This window comes from Pseudomonas sp. MYb541, from assembly GCF_037479595.1.
Taxonomy (GTDB): Bacteria; Pseudomonadota; Gammaproteobacteria; order Pseudomonadales; family Pseudomonadaceae; genus Aquipseudomonas; species Aquipseudomonas canadensis.
This window is the reverse complement of sequence record NZ_JBBGYS010000048.1, coordinates 34154-48714: the sequence shown is the minus strand read 5'-3', so window position 1 is coordinate 48714 and position 14561 is coordinate 34154. Positions and strand designations below refer to the sequence as shown.

The 14561-nt window shown below is 61.1% G+C and carries 17 protein-coding genes and 1 pseudogene; 11 read left to right on the top strand and 7 right to left on the bottom strand.

From position 1 onward, the window contains the following. Nucleotides 1-60 precede the first annotated feature (60 nt). Nucleotides 61-882, top strand: a pseudogene (locus tag WH299_RS29770) (cache domain-containing protein); the annotation flags it as partial. A gap of 36 nt (nucleotides 883-918) precedes the next feature. Beyond that, nucleotides 919-1740: a methyl-accepting chemotaxis protein gene (locus WH299_RS29765; protein ID WP_371923955.1), complete on the top strand. Its 822-nt coding sequence runs from the start codon at nucleotides 919-921 to the stop codon at nucleotides 1738-1740. A 120-nt stretch (nucleotides 1741-1860) separates the two neighbouring features. Here WH299_RS29765 and trhP read toward each other — a convergent pair whose 3' ends face one another. After that, nucleotides 1861-3174 (bottom strand): prephenate-dependent tRNA uridine(34) hydroxylase TrhP, encoded by a 1314-nt coding sequence (gene trhP / locus WH299_RS24860; protein WP_339551571.1) that lies wholly within the window; start codon nucleotides 3172-3174, stop codon nucleotides 1861-1863. Nucleotides 3175-3398: 224 nt separating this feature from the next. On the opposite strand from trhP, the gene WH299_RS24855 reads away from it, so the two are divergent. The 4 genes from WH299_RS24855 (at nucleotide 3399) to WH299_RS24840 (ending at nucleotide 6328) form a co-directional block, all read left to right on the top strand. Continuing rightward, complete coding sequence (locus tag WH299_RS24855) at nucleotides 3399-3662, top strand: DUF2790 domain-containing protein (RefSeq protein ID WP_028619575.1); 264 nt, start codon at nucleotides 3399-3401, stop codon at nucleotides 3660-3662. Between the two features lie 42 nt (nucleotides 3663-3704). Beyond that, entirely contained in the window at nucleotides 3705-3917 is a 213-nt protein-coding gene (locus WH299_RS24850) for a hypothetical protein (RefSeq protein ID WP_122724194.1), read from the top strand. Between the two features lie 31 nt (nucleotides 3918-3948). Beyond that, nucleotides 3949-5157: a cytochrome c biogenesis protein DipZ gene (locus WH299_RS24845; protein WP_339551569.1), complete on the top strand. Its 1209-nt coding sequence runs from the start codon at nucleotides 3949-3951 to the stop codon at nucleotides 5155-5157. 103 nt (nucleotides 5158-5260) lie between these two features. After that, nucleotides 5261-6328: an AI-2E family transporter gene (locus tag WH299_RS24840; protein ID WP_010211353.1), complete on the top strand. Its 1068-nt coding sequence runs from the start codon at nucleotides 5261-5263 to the stop codon at nucleotides 6326-6328. On the opposite strand, the gene WH299_RS24835 is transcribed toward WH299_RS24840, so the two are convergent. The 3 genes from WH299_RS24835 to WH299_RS24825 all read right to left on the bottom strand — a co-directional run bounded on the left by WH299_RS24835 (nucleotide 6325) and on the right by WH299_RS24825 (nucleotide 7381). Further along, a complete protein-coding gene (locus tag WH299_RS24835; protein ID WP_164393616.1) occupies nucleotides 6325-6495 on the bottom strand; it encodes a hypothetical protein in 171 nt (56 codons plus the stop codon). The genes WH299_RS24840 and WH299_RS24835 overlap by 4 nt on opposite strands. 91 nt (nucleotides 6496-6586) lie before the next feature. Beyond that, nucleotides 6587-6781, bottom strand: coding sequence for a hypothetical protein (locus WH299_RS24830; RefSeq protein WP_010211349.1), 195 nt, complete (start codon nucleotides 6779-6781; stop codon nucleotides 6587-6589). A gap of 225 nt (nucleotides 6782-7006) precedes the next feature. Further along, entirely contained in the window at nucleotides 7007-7381 is a 375-nt protein-coding gene (locus tag WH299_RS24825; RefSeq protein WP_016980060.1) for a hypothetical protein, read from the bottom strand. 156 nt (nucleotides 7382-7537) lie between these two features. Between WH299_RS24825 and WH299_RS24820 the strand changes: the two genes are divergently transcribed. Next, nucleotides 7538-8356 carry a shikimate 5-dehydrogenase gene (locus WH299_RS24820; protein WP_122724225.1) on the top strand — a complete coding sequence of 273 codons (819 nt, stop codon included), beginning with the start codon at nucleotides 7538-7540 and terminating at the stop codon, nucleotides 8354-8356. 116 nt (nucleotides 8357-8472) lie between these two features. On the opposite strand, the gene WH299_RS24815 is transcribed toward WH299_RS24820, so the two are convergent. Then, nucleotides 8473-9117: a YceH family protein gene (locus WH299_RS24815; protein WP_122724228.1), complete on the bottom strand. Its 645-nt coding sequence runs from the start codon at nucleotides 9115-9117 to the stop codon at nucleotides 8473-8475. Between the two features lie 116 nt (nucleotides 9118-9233). Here WH299_RS24815 and WH299_RS24810 point away from each other — a divergent pair, with 116 nt between their 5' ends. Continuing rightward, nucleotides 9234-9743: a DUF1993 domain-containing protein gene (locus tag WH299_RS24810; protein ID WP_028619583.1), complete on the top strand. Its 510-nt coding sequence runs from the start codon at nucleotides 9234-9236 to the stop codon at nucleotides 9741-9743. 69 nt (nucleotides 9744-9812) lie between these two features. On the opposite strand, the gene sstT is transcribed toward WH299_RS24810, so the two are convergent. Beyond that, nucleotides 9813-11033 carry a serine/threonine transporter SstT gene (gene sstT / locus WH299_RS24805; protein ID WP_033902034.1) on the bottom strand — a complete coding sequence of 407 codons (1221 nt, stop codon included), beginning with the start codon at nucleotides 11031-11033 and terminating at the stop codon, nucleotides 9813-9815. Nucleotides 11034-11261: 228 nt separating this feature from the next. On the opposite strand from sstT, the gene WH299_RS24800 reads away from it, so the two are divergent. Further along, entirely contained in the window at nucleotides 11262-12419 is a 1158-nt protein-coding gene (locus WH299_RS24800) for an MFS transporter (protein WP_122724233.1), read from the top strand. 4 nt (nucleotides 12420-12423) lie between these two features. On the opposite strand, the gene nhaR is transcribed toward WH299_RS24800, so the two are convergent. Further along, entirely contained in the window at nucleotides 12424-13326 is a 903-nt protein-coding gene (nhaR, locus tag WH299_RS24795) for a transcriptional activator NhaR (protein ID WP_122724235.1), read from the bottom strand. 134 nt (nucleotides 13327-13460) lie between these two features. On the opposite strand from nhaR, the gene WH299_RS24790 reads away from it, so the two are divergent. Then, nucleotides 13461-13712 carry a hypothetical protein gene (locus tag WH299_RS24790; protein WP_123474227.1) on the top strand — a complete coding sequence of 84 codons (252 nt, stop codon included), beginning with the start codon at nucleotides 13461-13463 and terminating at the stop codon, nucleotides 13710-13712. 42 nt (nucleotides 13713-13754) lie between these two features. After that, the gene (locus WH299_RS24785; protein WP_010211333.1) at nucleotides 13755-14507 is read left to right on the top strand and encodes a TerC family protein; all 753 of its coding nucleotides are present in this window, start codon (nucleotides 13755-13757) and stop codon (nucleotides 14505-14507) included. The last annotated feature ends 54 nt before the right edge of the window (nucleotides 14508-14561 follow it).

Here is a 14561-nt window from a genome sequence, read left to right as displayed (position 1 = left end):
AGGTATTTCGCAACTGGTCGATAACCTCTCAAGTTGCCACTAATAAGAGAGAGAAACGCCATGCGTCTGAGCCTCAAGGCCAAAGTCCTGTCCCTCGCCGTAGTGCCGGTGTTGCTGTTTGCCGTGGTCATCAGCCTGACCACCGTGTGGATCCTGCAGGGGCAGGCGCGCAACGAGGTGGATGAAACCCGCCAGCGCCTGCTCAACGACGCCAAGGCCACGCTGCAAAGTTATGTAGAAGTGGCCATGACCACCATCAAACCGCTCTACGACGCGGCGGCCCCCGGCGATACCGCCGCCCGTGCCCAAGTGGTCAAGCTCCTGTCGAACACCAGCTACGGCAAGGACGGTTACTTCTTCGGCTACGACTCCGAGACCATCCGCCTGTTCAAGGGCAACAGCCCCGACGGCGTGGGCAAGAGCTTCAAGGACAACCGCGACCCCAATGGCGTGTACGTCAACCGTGACCTGGTCAAGGTTGGCAAGGACGGCACCCACTACCTGCAATACAGCTCGACCCAGCCGGGCCAGACCGAACTGGTGCCCAAGCTCGGCTACACCGAATACCTGCCGAAATGGGACATGGTCATCGGTACGTCGGTGAACCTGGACGGCATTGAGGCCCAGGTCGCGGTGGTCGAAGCCAAGGTGCACAAGCGCATGGAGGGCGTGCTGCTGAGCATTCTCGGCGTGGCTGTGGTGGTGTTGTTGGTGATCGCTGCCGTGGGCATGCTGCTGGCCAATACCATCCTGCGCCCGCTGAACCTGATGAAAGCCAACCTCGACGACATCGCGGCCGGCGAAGGCGACTTGACCCGCCGCCTGGCCATCACCAGCCAGGACGAACTGGGCGACCTGGCGGGCGCGTTCAACCGGTTTGTCGACAAGATCCACGGCCTGGTGCGCCAGATCACTGAGATGACCAGCCAACTCACTGGCCTGGTCAGCCAAGTCTCTGATCAGGCCCAGCGCTCCGAACAGGCCATGGAACGCCAGCGCCACGAGACCGATCAGGTCGCCACTGCGATCAACCAGATGTCTTCGGCTGCGCAAGAAGTGGCGCGCAGTGCCCAGGGCGCCTCGGTCGCGGCCCAGCAGACCGATGCCGAAGGCCAGGCCGCCAAGCGTGTGGTGGACGGCAGCATTGCGCAGATCCACGCGTTGGTGAGCGATATACGCACCAGCGGCGTGTCCCTCGACAGCCTGCAGCAGGACGTGTCCTCCATCGTCAGCGTGCTCAGCGTGATCCGCTCCATCGCCGAACAAACCAACCTGCTGGCGCTCAACGCCGCCATCGAAGCGGCGCGGGCAGGGGAGGCCGGACGTGGTTTTGCGGTAGTCGCCGACGAAGTACGCGCCCTGGCCAGCCGCACCCAGACCAGCACCCAGGAAATCCAGGGCATGATCGACCGCCTGCAAAAAGGCACCGAGGCCGCGGTGGAGGCCATGCGCCGCTCCAGCGATGCCGGCGACGGCACCTCGGCACAGGCCAACGAGGCCGGGGCGTCTTTGGACACCATGGCCCAGTTGATCGGCACCATCAATTCGATGAACGCCCAGATTGCCAGCGCCGCCGAAGAGCAGACCGCCGTGGCCGAAGAGATCAACCGCAGCGTGCATCAGATTGCCGTGGCGGTGGACAGCGTCGCCGATGAGACCCAACTGGGCGCCCAGACGTCCCGCAGCCTGGCGGAGCTGGGTCAGCGGTTGGGGCAGTTGGTCGGTCAGTTCAGGATCTGAGGCCTGTGGCGAGGGCGCTTGTCGAACCGTCCCGTTCGACAGCGCAGATGGCGCCGGCTTTTAGGGCCGCTTCGCGCCCCAGCGGGAGCGAGCGCCCTCGCCACAAAGGTTGGGCAACATTTAAACATCACGCATCAGCAAGCCGAAGCGCACATCCATCTCCGCCGGGACCGGCACATACACCGTGTGCCCATCCCCCGGCGCGACCTCGACAGCCTCGCCCTGGCTGTTGTGCATCCTCTCCAGGTCAAAGTGGAAGTTGCCGGCGGGGGTCATCAATTCCAGGTGATTGCCCACAGCGAAGTGGTTCTTCACCTTGACCTCGGCCAGCTCGCCCCGGCGTTCGCCGGTCAGCTCGCCGACGAACTGCTGGCGTTCCGACACGGAGCTACCGTTCTGGTAATTCTGGTATTCATCGTGCACATGGCGACGCAGGAAACCTTCGGTGTAGCCGCGCTGTGCCAGGGATTCGAGGTCGGTCATCAGGGTGCGGTCGAAGGCGCGACCGGCCACCGCATCATCGATGGCCTGGCGATACACCTGAGTGGTGCGCGCGCAGTAGAAGTGCGACTTGGTGCGGCCTTCGATCTTCAGTGAGTGCACGCCCATCCGGGTCAGGCGCTCCACGTGCTGCACGGCGCGCAGGTCCTTGGCGTTCATGATGTAGGTGCCGTGCTCGTCTTCGAAGGCGGGCATCTGTTCATCGGGGCGATTGGCTTCCTGGAGCAGGAACACCTGGTCGGTGGGCGCGCCGATGCCCAGGGTGGGCTGATATTGCTGGACGATATCCCCCGTGGCGTTTTCCACCGCGGGGGTGGCCTGGTATTTCCAGCGACAAGCATTGGTGCAGGTGCCCTGGTTGGCGTCGCGCTTGTTCATGTAACCCGAGAGCAGGCAGCGCCCGGAATAGGCCATGCACAAGGCACCGTGCACAAACACTTCCAGCTCCATGGCCGGTACCTGCTGGCGGATCTCATCGATCTCTTCCAGCGACAATTCCCGCGACAGGATGACCCGGCCGATTCCTTGCTGCTGCCAGAACTCCACGCTGGCCCAGTTCACCGTGTTGGCTTGCACCGACAAGTGGATCGGAATCTGTGGAAAGTGCCGGCGCACCAGCATGATCAGCCCAGGGTCGGACATGATCAGCGCGTCCGGGCCCATGGCGATCACCGGGGCCAGGTCCTTGAGGAAGGTCTTCAACTTGGCGTTGTGCGGCGCGATGTTCACCACCACGTAGAAACGCTTGCCCAGGGTGTGCGCTTCCTGGATGCCGAGGGCCAGGTTGGCGTGGTCGAACTCGTTGTTGCGCACCCGCAGGCTGTAGCGCGGCTGGCCGGCGTAGACCGCATCGGCGCCGTAGGCAAAGGCGTAGCGCATGTTTTTCAGGGTGCCGGCGGGGGCGAGCAGTTCGGGAGCGAGGATGGGAGGCATGGGCACGGGTCGCAAAAGGTCGCGAAGGTAGCCGAGCGGCGAGGGCGGTTTATTGATCCAGGTCGTCCTTTGGGCTTTTTGTATCGCTGTGTATCGGCAGGGGCTGTGGATACGTATCGATTTATCCGCGCGGTTTTCCGACACAGGCGCGATACCTCAGGGGCTTTTAATTGATTCCAACGAGGCACACCGCCTCCAACCCTGAGAACCTGGAGTCAACCACCATGAACACCAAAGCCATCTACGCCGCCTGCCTGTTTGCCGCCCTGAACATCTGCACCTTGTCGGCCCGCGCCGAAGCCGCCGTTACCGCTCAGACCTACAACTACGGCACGCACCTGGACATCAAGCAAGTGGTATCGATGAGCCAGGACTCCAAGCCCACCTGCGGCGTGGTGAATGCGCGCATGACCTACCTGGACTCCCACGACAAGACCCAGGTGCTGGATTACCTCAAGTTCGGCGACGGTTGCGTCGGCGATAACTGAGTCCCGCTGTCCTCTCCCATTGTTTGCCACAGGAAGACCGCCATGAACCCGCTGACCCGCTTTTTGACCGCCACCGCCTTTGCCCTTGCCGGCACTGCCGTGCACGCCAACGCCGCCGTGGAGAAAAGCAGCTGCGCCGCCAGCACCTGCTTCCAACTGACCCCGGTGCAACACGCCGCCGGCCATAACCTGCTGGTAGAGGACGGCAGCCGCCGCACACCGCTCGGCCAGGCGCTGGACCACCAGACAGCGTGACGCCGTCTCCCCACTCGATAAGGTGAACACCATGCTACTCATCGCATTCCTGGGCGGCATCCTGACCGTCCTCAGCCCCTGTATCCTGCCGGTGGTGCCGTTTCTGTTCGCCGGCGTCGACCGCACCCGCCGTTCAATCCTGTTGACCCTCGGCGGCATGGTCCTGACCTTCGCGCTGGTGTCCAGCCTGGCGGTGGTCAGCACGGAGTGGGTGATACAGGCCAATAACACCGGCCGCCATGTGGCACTGATCGTGATGGGGCTGTTTGCGCTGTCGCTGATCTCGGCGCGGGTCGGTGGCTGGCTGGCGCGCCCCTTCGTGTTGTTGGGCAACCGTATCGATCCTGACAGCCGCACGCTGTCCGGTCCGCTGAAGTCGGTGATGATCGGCGTCGCCACAGGCCTGCTGTGGGCGCCCTGCGCCGGGCCGATCCTGGGTGTGATCCTGACCAGCGCAATGCTGCAAGGCGCCAATGCGCAGACCAGCCTGTTGCTGGTGGCCTACGGCCTGGGCAGCGCGTTGTCCCTGGGTGCGCTGATTTTTGCCGGGCGTGGCCTGGTCAATCGACTCAAGGCGTCCATTCCGGTGACCGGTTGGCTGCGCCGTGGGGCAGGGGTGGCGGTACTGGCGGCGGCGGTGGTGATTTCCACCGGAGCGGACAAGACCCTGCTCGCCGGCACATCGTCCGAAGGGGTCAGCAGCCTGGAAAAAGGCGTGCTGGAAAACGTGCCCAAAGTGGTGGATTACGTGGTGAGCAAGGTCAAGGCCGACCCGGCCCAGGACAATACCAAGGGCGCCATGCCATCGCTGGCCGGTGCGGTCGAGTGGCTCAACTCACCCGAACTCACCCGCGAATCCTTGAAAGGTAAAGTGGTGCTGGTGGATTTTTGGACCTACGACTGCATCAACTGTCAGCACACCCTGCCGTATGTGAAGCAATGGGCGAAGAAATACGAGAAGGAAGGTTTGGTGGTGATCGGCGTCCACACCCCGGAATACGGTTATGAGCGCATCATCGGCAACGTCAAGGACCAGGTGCGCAAGCTGGGTATCACCTACCCGGTGGCCATCGACAACAACTATGCGATCTGGCGCAATTTCGACAACCAGTACTGGCCCGCCCATTACCTGATCGACGCCAAGGGGCAGGTGCGTTACACCCATTTTGGCGAGGGTCGTTATGACGCGCAGGAGCAGATGATCCAGACGCTGTTGAAGGAGGCGAAGGGGATTCAGTGAGGCGGTCTATGCTTGTTCAATAACCGAGGGCACTCCCAGGTTTCGCTGCGGACTAAGCAACAGGGCCTACATGGGCCCGTTGCTTTTCTGACATGGACCGGACATGAATCAAACCAACCTGCAATTCAAGACCCTGCTGTTATTGCTCGGCCTGGTGACCATCGCGTTTATCTGGATACTGCTGCCGTTCTACGGCGCGGTGTTCTGGGCGGTGATCCTCGGCATCATCTTTGCCCCGATGCAGCGGCGCTTGCAACAGCGTTTTGGCTGGAACCGCAACCTCACTTCCCTGGCCACCTTGAGTGCTTGCCTGATCATCGCGATCCTGCCGGTGATCATTACCAGTGCCCTGTTGGTGCAGGAAGGCGCGACGCTTTACAAGAACATCGAAAGCGGCAAGCTGGACGTGGCGGGGTATATCGAGCAGTTCAAGAATGTGTTGCCGCCTTACTTCCAGCACCTGCTGGACCGTTTCGGCATGGGTAACCTGGAAGGCTTGCGCGAGAAAATCGTCAAGAGCGCGATGCAGGGCAGCCAGTTCTTTGCCACCCAGGCGTTCAGCTTCGGCCAGGGCACGTTTGATTTTCTGGTGAGCTTTTTCATCATGCTGTACCTGCTGTATTTCCTGCTGCGTGACGGCCCGGAACTGGTGCGCAAGGTGCGCACGGCGGTGCCGTTGGCCGAGCCGCAGAAACGCCGGTTGCAGCTCAAGTTCAATCGTGTGGTGCGGGCCACGGTCAAGGGCAATGTGCTGGTGGCTGTGACACAGGGTGCGCTCGGCGGGCTTATCTTCTGGTTCCTGGATATTCCCAGTGCATTGCTCTGGGCGGTACTGATGGCGTTTCTGTCGCTGTTGCCGGCGGTGGGGGCGGGGATTGTGTGGGGGCCGGTGGCTGCCTACTTCCTGTTGAGCGGCGCCATCTGGCAAGGCGTGGTGCTGGCGCTGTTTGGCGTATTCGTGATCGGCCTGGTAGACAACGTGCTGCGTCCGATCCTGGTGGGCAAAGATACCAAGATGCCGGATTACCTGATCCTGATCTCGACCCTGGGCGGTTTGTCGGTGTTTGGCTTGAACGGCTTTGTGATCGGGCCGCTGGTGGCGGCGTTGTTCATGTCCAGCTGGGCGTTGTTTGTGGAAAGCAAGCCGCGAGTCAAGCTGCCGTTGCCCTAAAAAGCAGCTTCAAGCTTCAAGCTTGCAGCTGCTTCAAGGCTGCTTTTAAAAGGACCGCTGATGGCTTCGCCGTCGCGTACCAGGTACCAGCAGGCGAGCAAACCCAGCTTGCGAAGCGGGGCAGGGACGGCGCTGCCGATGACGGACATGATCTGAATAGTGGGCATAAGGACCTCCAATCGCTATGGGGGTCACTTTACGGGGCAGGCTGGCGTAGCAAAAATCACCCGTCTCGATAGTCGACATCGACGTGAGGCGTCAGTCCACCACTTGATCAAGCATGTTCACCACTTCCTGCTCGCTGAGCAAACCCTTGCGCACCAGGTTTTCTGCCAGCAGCGCGAGGAATTTGGCGCTGCGGTGGCCTTCCAGGTGCTTGAGTTCGGTGAGGGCGCTGTAGACCTTGCTGGACGTACACAGGCCAGCGGTGCGGTGCGGGTTTTGCGTGGGCATGGTCAGTCGTCCTTGTTGTTATTGGGTGGACAGGATCGATAGTGGAAGTAAGTTGTGACATAAACATGACAGTGCGAGGCCCGATTGGGCAAGTAGACATTGGCTTCGATGATGTGCGATTTCGCGCCGGGCATTGTCCTCAGAGCGACCTTGACGCCCTGAATCCGGACTTTTCAGACAAAAAAAGGCCCCGCAATCCTGCGAGGCCTGTTTCAGACGATTCGGTTACCAGCCGCGGCCGTAGTAGCCGTGAGGAGGGCCGTAGTAGCCGCGCGGTGGACCGTAATAGCCACGCGGTGGGCCGTAGTAGACCGGTGCCGGGCGGTAATACACCTGTTGCTGCACATACACCGGTGGTGGCGGTGCGTAGTAGACCGGTGGCGGCGCGGCATATACCGGCTGCGGTTGCACATACACCGGCTGCTGCACGTAGACCTCACGCGGCTGGCTGGCAACCACGGAGCCCACGACGGCTGCACCGACTAAAGCACCCAATACGGCCGGGCCACCCCAACCACCACCGTGGGCGGAGGCTTGGCCTGCCATCGCGAGTGCGCCAACCAGCAAGGCGATCTTGGGGATTGTACGAATCATGGTCATTCCTCGGTTAGCCCCAGCGCTTGTGGTCTGCAATCAATAGACTCAAGTAATGTCGCGGGGATACTTTTAAGACAACGTATTTCTGAAAAACAGCACAGCCGCTAGGTAAAGGTTGTGTAAGGTCTGTACCCAATTGCTTACTCAAAGGAGTTACCCATGCAGATGCACCCCAACAAGGACACCCAACTGTGCATGTCTCTGTCGGCGCGCCCCGGGAATTTCGGCCTGCGGTTTCATAATCACCTGTACGAACAGCTGGGGCTGAACTTCTACTATAAAGCCTTCAGCAGCCAGGACTTGCCCGGTGCGATCGGTGGTATCCGCGCGCTGGGCGTGCGGGGTTGCGGGGTTTCCATGCCGTTCAAGGAAGCTGCCATTGCCTTAGTGGACGAACTCGACGATTCGGTTCAAGCCATCGACTCCCTCAACACCATCGTCAACACAGATGGGCACCTCAAGGCCTATAACACCGACTACATCGCCATCGAACAGTTGCTGAAAAAGCACGCGGTGCCCAAGGAGTCGACCTTCGCCCTGCGTGGCAGCGGCGGCATGGCCAAGGCGGTGGCCAGTGCCTTGCGTGACGGTGGTTACGCCAATGGCGTGATCGTCGCCCGCAATGAAGTAGCAGGCCGGGCGCTGGCGCAGAACCTGGGGTATGACTGGTTGGCCGAGTTGGGTGACCTGCGCCCGCAGATGCTGATCAACGTGACACCCATCGGCATGACCGGCGGGGCTGAGGCAGACGCGTTGGCGTTTGACGTCGAGGCGGTGGACGCCGCAGACACTGTGTTCGATGTGGTGGCGATCCCCGCCGAAACGCCGTTGATTGTGCGTGGAAGGGCTCAAGGCAAGCGAGTGATTACCGGACTGGAAGTGATCGCGATCCAGGCGTTGGAGCAGTTTGTGCTTTATACCGGGGTGCGACCGACGCACGAACAGTTTGAAAAAGCCGTGGCATTCGCCCGAACCTGACTCAAAAACGCCGCTCCTCCTGTAGGAGCTGGCTTGCCAGCGAAAAACGCCCAGACGCCGCATGCATCCACAATGCCCGCGTCATCGTTAACGACCATCGCCGGCAAGCCGGGCTCCTACAGGTTAGCCAGCCGTTCTTCCAGCGCCGCAATCCGCGCTTCCAACTCCTCGATGCGCTCGACCGATACGCCGCTGACAGCTCCGCGTTCTACCGGGTTTCCCCGCGCGGCCATAATCACTTCGATATCCGCCGGATCACCCAGTGCATGGGTATACCGGTCTTCGCGCTGCCCCGCCTGGCGCGGCACGAGCAACGCCAGACCTCGGGCAATCAGGCGTTCTAGCTGATGGACCACCTGCTCGGCATCTTCGAAATCATGCATACGCCCGCTGCGGGTCAGCAGCTCATTGACGGTCTGCGGCCCGCGCAAAAACAGCAGCCCGATCAGGATCACCTGGGCCGGCACCAACTCCAGCGCCTTGTCCACGCGGTGTTCCCAACGGTCGGCACGGCTGCCCATCACCAGGCGGGTGAAGCCCTGGCCTTCCAGCGTGCGCAGGCTCTGGCCGACCTGGCCCTGGCTGAGGTTCATGACCGGTTCGCGGCTGGTCTTCTGGTTACAGGCGAGTACCAGGGCATTGAGGGTCAGGGGATAGGTTTCCGGGTTGGTCGCCTGTTTTTCGATCAGGCAGCCCAGGAGCCGGATTTCCGTGCTGTTCAGGCGCGGCTCAGGGGTCTCGGTGTCGTGCTCGGCGGTCATCGCGCTTTCCCTATGCAGTGAAGGCCCTTAGCCTAATCCTGAAAAAATAAAAGACAAGCGATAGGCATGGCTATAATCGCCGCTGGTTCAAACCGTGACATTACTCAGAGACTGCCATGACTATTTCCCTGTACGCCGCTTCCATTCCTGTCTTCAAGCAAATGCTCACCGCCCTGAGCGGCGTGTTGACCAAGGCCGAAGCCCACGCCACCGCCAAGAACATCGAGCCGAACGCCTTGCTGCAAGCGCGTCTGTTCCCGGACATGTTCCAACTGGTGCGCCAGGTGCAGATCGCCGTCGACTTCGCCAAGGGCGTTTCCGCACGCCTGGCCGAGATCGAAGTGCCGAAATACGAAGATACCGAAGTCACCTTCGCCGACCTGCAAGCGCTGATCGCCAAGGTGTTGGCCTTTGTCGACACCATCAAGCCCGAGCAGATCGACGGCAAGGAAGGCATCGAGATCGTCACTCGCCCAGGCACGCCGAAAGAGAAGCGCTTCAGCGGCCAATCCTACCTGCTGACCTACGGCCTGCCGCAGTTCTTCTTCCACGTCACTACCGCTTACGCTTTGCTGCGCCACAACGGCGTAGAAGTGGGCAAGCGTGATTACATGGGCGCTTTCTAAGCATCCAGTCACAAAAAAGCCCGGGGTCGTTCACTGAAGAACGACCCCGGGCTTTTTTGTGGCCGGCGGTCAAGCCGGCTGTTCTTCCTTGCCCAGGCAGGCGGCGGCGGTGAACAGTACGTCGGTGGACGAATTCAGCGCGGTTTCCGCCGAATCCTGCAGCACGCCGATGATGAACCCCACAGCAACGACTTGCATGGCAATCTCGCTGGGAATGCCAAACAGGCTGCACGCCAGCGGGATCAGCAGCAGCGAACCGCCCGCCACGCCGGAAGCACCGCAGGCGCAGACGGCCGCGACCACACTGAGCAGCACGGCGGTGGGCAGGTCGACGGCGATGCCCAGGGTGTGCACGGCGGCCAGGGTCAGCACGGTGATGGTGATCGCGGCGCCGGCCATGTTGATGGTGGCACCGAGCGGGATCGACACCGAGTACGTGTCTTCATGCAGGCCCAGGCGTTTGCTCAACGCCAGGTTGACCGGGATGTTCGCCGCCGAACTGCGGGTGAAGAACGCGGTGATCCCGCTTTCCCGCAGGCACATCAGCACCAACGGGTAAGGATTGCGACGCAGTTTCCAGAAGACGATGGCCGGGTTGACCACCAGCGCCACGAACAGCATGCAGCCGATCAGCACCACCAGCAGGTGGGCGTAGCCGAGCAGGGCGCCGAAGCCGGAAGTGGCCAGGGTCGAGGCCACCAGGCCGAAAATGCCCAGCGGCGCAAAGCGGATTACCACCCGCACGATCAGTGTGACGCCATTGGACAGGTCGTCGAGCACGGTGCGGGTGGTCTCGCCGGCATGGCGAATGGCTACGCCCATGCCGATAGCCCAGGCCAGGATGCCGATGAAGTTGGCATTCATCAGTGCGCTGACCGGGTTGTCCACCACGCTCAACAACAGGCTTTGCAGCACTTCACCGATGCCGCCGGGTGCGGTCACCGTTGCGTCGTGGGTTGCCAGCACCAGCGAGGAGGGGAACCACATGCTCGCAATCACCGCGACCACGGCGGCGGCAAAGGTGCCCAGCAGGTACAGGAACAGGATCGGTTTGATATGGGTTTCCTGGCCGTGCTTATGGTTGGCGATCGACGCCATCACCAGCACAAACACCAGGATCGGTGCCACGGCCTTGAGCGCCGCGACGAACACCTTGCCGATAAACCCGGTGGCCTTGGCCGCCTCGGGCAACAGTAAGGCCAGCAGGATGCCGGCGATCAGGCCGATGACGATTTGCGTGACCAGGCTGACGCGGGCCAGTCGTTGCAGGAGGGAAGGGGCAGCAGTCATAAACACTTGTCTCTAGTTTTTGGAGGCACGGCGGCACAGGCAGAAAGGGCTGTAGGACGCGGATCGCGAAGTCTAGCATGCTGTAGGAAATGTCCCCGTCGGTGCGGCATTGCGTCACCCGCCCGCCCCAGCCTTTGCAAAACCCTGTTAAGATTCCGTCCTCTCATCTTTCCTATCCTTCAGCGCGCCCTTCGGGCTGTCGTTGATGTCGTCGTTTCTGGAGTTTTCATGTTGTTTCCCATCCTGCTGCTGTCGGCCGCCGGCTTTACCGTGCTGACCACGGAATTCGTCATCGTCGGCCTGCTGCCCTCCATCGCCCGGGACCTGAATGTGAGTGTGTCCCAGGCCGGGCTGCTGGTGACCTTGTTTGCGTTTACCGTGGCGGCCTTTGGGCCGTTTCTGACGGCCTACTGCGCGCGTTTCCCACGCAAGCGGCTGTTTATCAGCATTTTGATCCTGTTCGGCGTGGCCAATACCGTGGCGGCGCTGGCACCGAATATCTGGGTGATGGCGGTGGCGCGGCTGATCCCGGCACTGGGTTTGCCGGTGTTCTGGGCGTTGGCCAGCGAAACGGCGGTGGACATCGTCGGCCCCGAATTCGCCGGGCGCGCTATTGAGAAGATCGGCTTCGGCATCGTCTGCGCCACGGTGTTCGGCATTCCGGTGGGCACGCTGATTTCCGATATGTTCGGCTGGCGCAGCGCGTTTGCCATCCTTGCGGTGGTGGCATTGGCCAAGGCCTTGTTGCTGTTTATCTACCTGCCGGTGACCCAGCCGAAGAACGATGAAGTGACGCTGCGCTCGCAATTCAAGATCCTGCGTAACCCGCTGATGCAGGGCCATATCCTGCTGTCGATCCTGGTGTTCAGCGGCATGTTCACGGCGTACACCTATTTGGCGGATATTCTCGAGCGACTGGCCGGTTTCGACGGTACGTTGGTGGGCTGGTGCCTGATGGGCTTCGGTGCGGTCGGGCTGATTGGCAATTCGTTGGGCGGGCGTGCGGTGGATCGCCACCCGTTGATCGCGTCGATGGTGTTCTGCGGCTTCATGATTGCGGGCATGGTGGCGTTGGTACCGGCGATCCATTCCACCATTGGTCTGGCGGCGGCGATGGCTGTGTGGGGCGTGACCCAGGCGGCGATGTTTCTGGTCAGCCATGTGCGCTTGATGAAAGCCGCGCCCCATGCGCCGGCATTTGCCGCGTCGCTGAACATCGCCGGGGCCAACCTGGGCATCGGCCTGGGCGCCCTGGTAGGTGGCCATGTGATCGACACCCTCGGCCTGGGCAGCCTGGGCTTTGCTGCTTCCGGGTTTATCCTGGTGTCGATCCTGCTGGCGTTGTGGTTGATGACTGCCAAGCAACCGGTCGCCTCCCAGGCTTGAACCATCAGGGCAGGGTGGTAAACAACTCCCGTCGAGCGCCTTCGGTAATCGCCACGATGCCGGGGTGCTTGACCTTGCGTTCCACCGAGATCGCGTAGAACGACTCGGTCACCGCCACAGTCTGGCCAATCAGCGCCACGCCGTACTGGCGCACCACCTCATCGGCAATCACGCTGGGGGCGATAAAAATCCCGCTGCCGGATTGGCCGAAGGCCTGCATCAAGGCGCTGTCATCAAACTCACCGATGATCTTCGGCTGGATCTGCTGTTCGGCAAACCAGCGCTGCAAACGGCTGCGGACCACGGTTTCCGCCCCTGGGATCAGTAGCGGCGCGCCGTGCAGGCACTGCGGGAAATCCCCGCCGTATGCGTCGGCCAGCGCTTGGGTGGCGAAAAAGCTGATACCGCATTCTCCCAACTTCTGGCTGTAGCCCCTGATGTCCAGGTGCGTGGGCATGGGGCTGTCAGAAATCACCAGGTCCAGGCGCTGGATGGCCAGGTCGGCCAGCAGGCGTTCGAGCTTATCTTCGCGGCACGTGATGCGGATCGGCTCGCTCAACTCCATGGTCGGTGCGATCAGTCGGTAAACGATGGATTTGGGCACCACATCCGCCACGCCGACACGGAACAGAATCTGCTGTTCATCGGGCTGCGCGCGCAGCATGGCCTCCAATTCATTGCCGGTCTGGAACATCTGCTCGGCGAAGGGCAGGGCCTGGCGCCCGGCTTCAGTCAACTCCAACTGACGGCCTACGCGCTGAAACAGCGCTATGCCAAAGGTTTGCTCCAACAGGCTGATCTGCCCGCTGATGGTCTGGGGCGTGAGATTAAGCTGCTCACACGCACGCACGATGCTGCCAGTCTTGGCCACCACCCAGAAGTAGTGCAGTTGTCGGTAATTGAGCATGACGACCATCACTTCGTAAAAACCGAAGTATACTCGAGAAAAATACGAATTTTCCTGAACTGTTCACCTGCATAGAATGCCTCGCTATCGCGGGGCCACTATTTGGACCCAATGGTTCTAACGAGGAAGACATCATGAAACTCAATTCCCTGGGCGCGGCATCGTTGCTTGCGCTTACATTGGTAGTGATCAGCGGCTGCGATCAGGTCGAGAAAAGCGCGCAGCAGGTGCTGGGCAAGGCCACCGAATCGGCCAAGCAAGCCATCGATGACACCCACAAGGCGGCCGAGCAGGCATTGAGTGAAGCGACAAACGGCCTGATCAACCCGCAGAAGAAGGATGATCAGGAAGACAAAGAAAGCGAATCGAACAGCAAAGAAGCCTAATCTCCCGCACTTTATATCTACGAAGAACGTCAGGACTGACCTATGGATTACCTTTTACAACTGGCCGCCAGCCCCACCGCCTGGGTTGCCCTGGCGACCTTGATCGTCATGGAGATCGTGCTGGGCATCGATAACCTGATCTTCATTTCGATCCTCACCAATAAGCTGCCGGAGCAGCATCGGGCCAAGGCACGACGCATCGGTATCAGCATGGCGTTGGTGTTGCGTCTGGGCCTGCTGAGCACCATCGCGTTCATCGTGCAGTTGACCGCACCGGTATTCGAAGTGTTTGGCCAGGCGTTTTCGTGGAAGGACATGATCCTGATCGCCGGTGGTCTGTTCCTGGTGTGGAAGGCAACCACCGAGATCCATCACAGCATGGACCCGGAGCCGGAAGAGAAGGAAACCAGCGCCGGCAACGTCGTGGCCATCGGTTTTGCCGCGGCCATCGGCCAGATCCTGTTGCTTGACCTGGTGTTCTCCATCGACAGCATCATCACCGCTGTGGGCATGACTGAGCACTTGCCGATCATGATCATTGCCGTAGTGACTTCGGTGATCGTGATGCTGGTGGCGGCCGAACCGCTGGCCAAGTTCATCAACGACAACCCGACCGTGGTGATGTTGGCCCTGGGCTTCCTGATCATGATCGGCATGACGTTGATCGCCGAAGGCTTCGGCGCCCATGTGCCTAAAGGCTACGTATATGCGGCCATGGCGTTCTCGGCGGCGATCGAATGTTTGAACATTGCCCGTCGTAACCGTCACAAGCGTTTGCTTGCTGCCCGGCAATAACGGCTGAAACCAAAAGGCCGGCTGTGCTCACAAGAGTCCAGCCGGCCTTTTGCT

Bases quoted from the DNA above. Each gene is read 5' to 3' on its own strand.
- WH299_RS24830 (WP_010211349.1), bottom strand. From the start codon at position 6,781: ATGCCCACGCAAAACCCGCACCGCACCGCTGGCCTGTGTACGTCCAGC.
- WH299_RS24855 (WP_028619575.1), top strand. From the start codon at position 3,399: ATGAACACCAAAGCCATCTACGCCGCCTGCCTGTTTGCCGCCCTGAAC.
- WH299_RS24850 (WP_122724194.1), top strand. From the start codon at position 3,705: ATGAACCCGCTGACCCGCTTTTTGACCGCCACCGCCTTTGCCCTTGCC.
- WH299_RS24825 (WP_016980060.1), bottom strand. From the start codon at position 7,381: ATGACCATGATTCGTACAATCCCCAAGATCGCCTTGCTGGTTGGCGCA.
- WH299_RS29765 (WP_371923955.1), top strand. From the start codon at position 919: ATGACCAGCCAACTCACTGGCCTGGTCAGCCAAGTCTCTGATCAGGCC.
- sstT (WP_033902034.1), bottom strand. From the start codon at position 11,033: ATGACTGCTGCCCCTTCCCTCCTGCAACGACTGGCCCGCGTCAGCCTG.
- nhaR (WP_122724235.1), bottom strand. From the start codon at position 13,326: ATGCTCAATTACCGACAACTGCACTACTTCTGGGTGGTGGCCAAGACT.
- WH299_RS24840 (WP_010211353.1), top strand. From the start codon at position 5,261: ATGAATCAAACCAACCTGCAATTCAAGACCCTGCTGTTATTGCTCGGC.
- WH299_RS24835 (WP_164393616.1), bottom strand. From the start codon at position 6,495: ATGCCCACTATTCAGATCATGTCCGTCATCGGCAGCGCCGTCCCTGCC.
- WH299_RS24800 (WP_122724233.1), top strand. From the start codon at position 11,262: ATGTTGTTTCCCATCCTGCTGCTGTCGGCCGCCGGCTTTACCGTGCTG.
- trhP (WP_339551571.1), bottom strand. From the start codon at position 3,174: ATGCCTCCCATCCTCGCTCCCGAACTGCTCGCCCCCGCCGGCACCCTG.
- WH299_RS24820 (WP_122724225.1), top strand. From the start codon at position 7,538: ATGCAGATGCACCCCAACAAGGACACCCAACTGTGCATGTCTCTGTCG.
- WH299_RS24845 (WP_339551569.1), top strand. From the start codon at position 3,949: ATGCTACTCATCGCATTCCTGGGCGGCATCCTGACCGTCCTCAGCCCC.
- WH299_RS24785 (WP_010211333.1), top strand. From the start codon at position 13,755: ATGGATTACCTTTTACAACTGGCCGCCAGCCCCACCGCCTGGGTTGCC.
- WH299_RS24815 (WP_122724228.1), bottom strand. From the start codon at position 9,117: ATGACCGCCGAGCACGACACCGAGACCCCTGAGCCGCGCCTGAACAGC.
- WH299_RS24810 (WP_028619583.1), top strand. From the start codon at position 9,234: ATGACTATTTCCCTGTACGCCGCTTCCATTCCTGTCTTCAAGCAAATG.
- WH299_RS24790 (WP_123474227.1), top strand. From the start codon at position 13,461: ATGAAACTCAATTCCCTGGGCGCGGCATCGTTGCTTGCGCTTACATTG.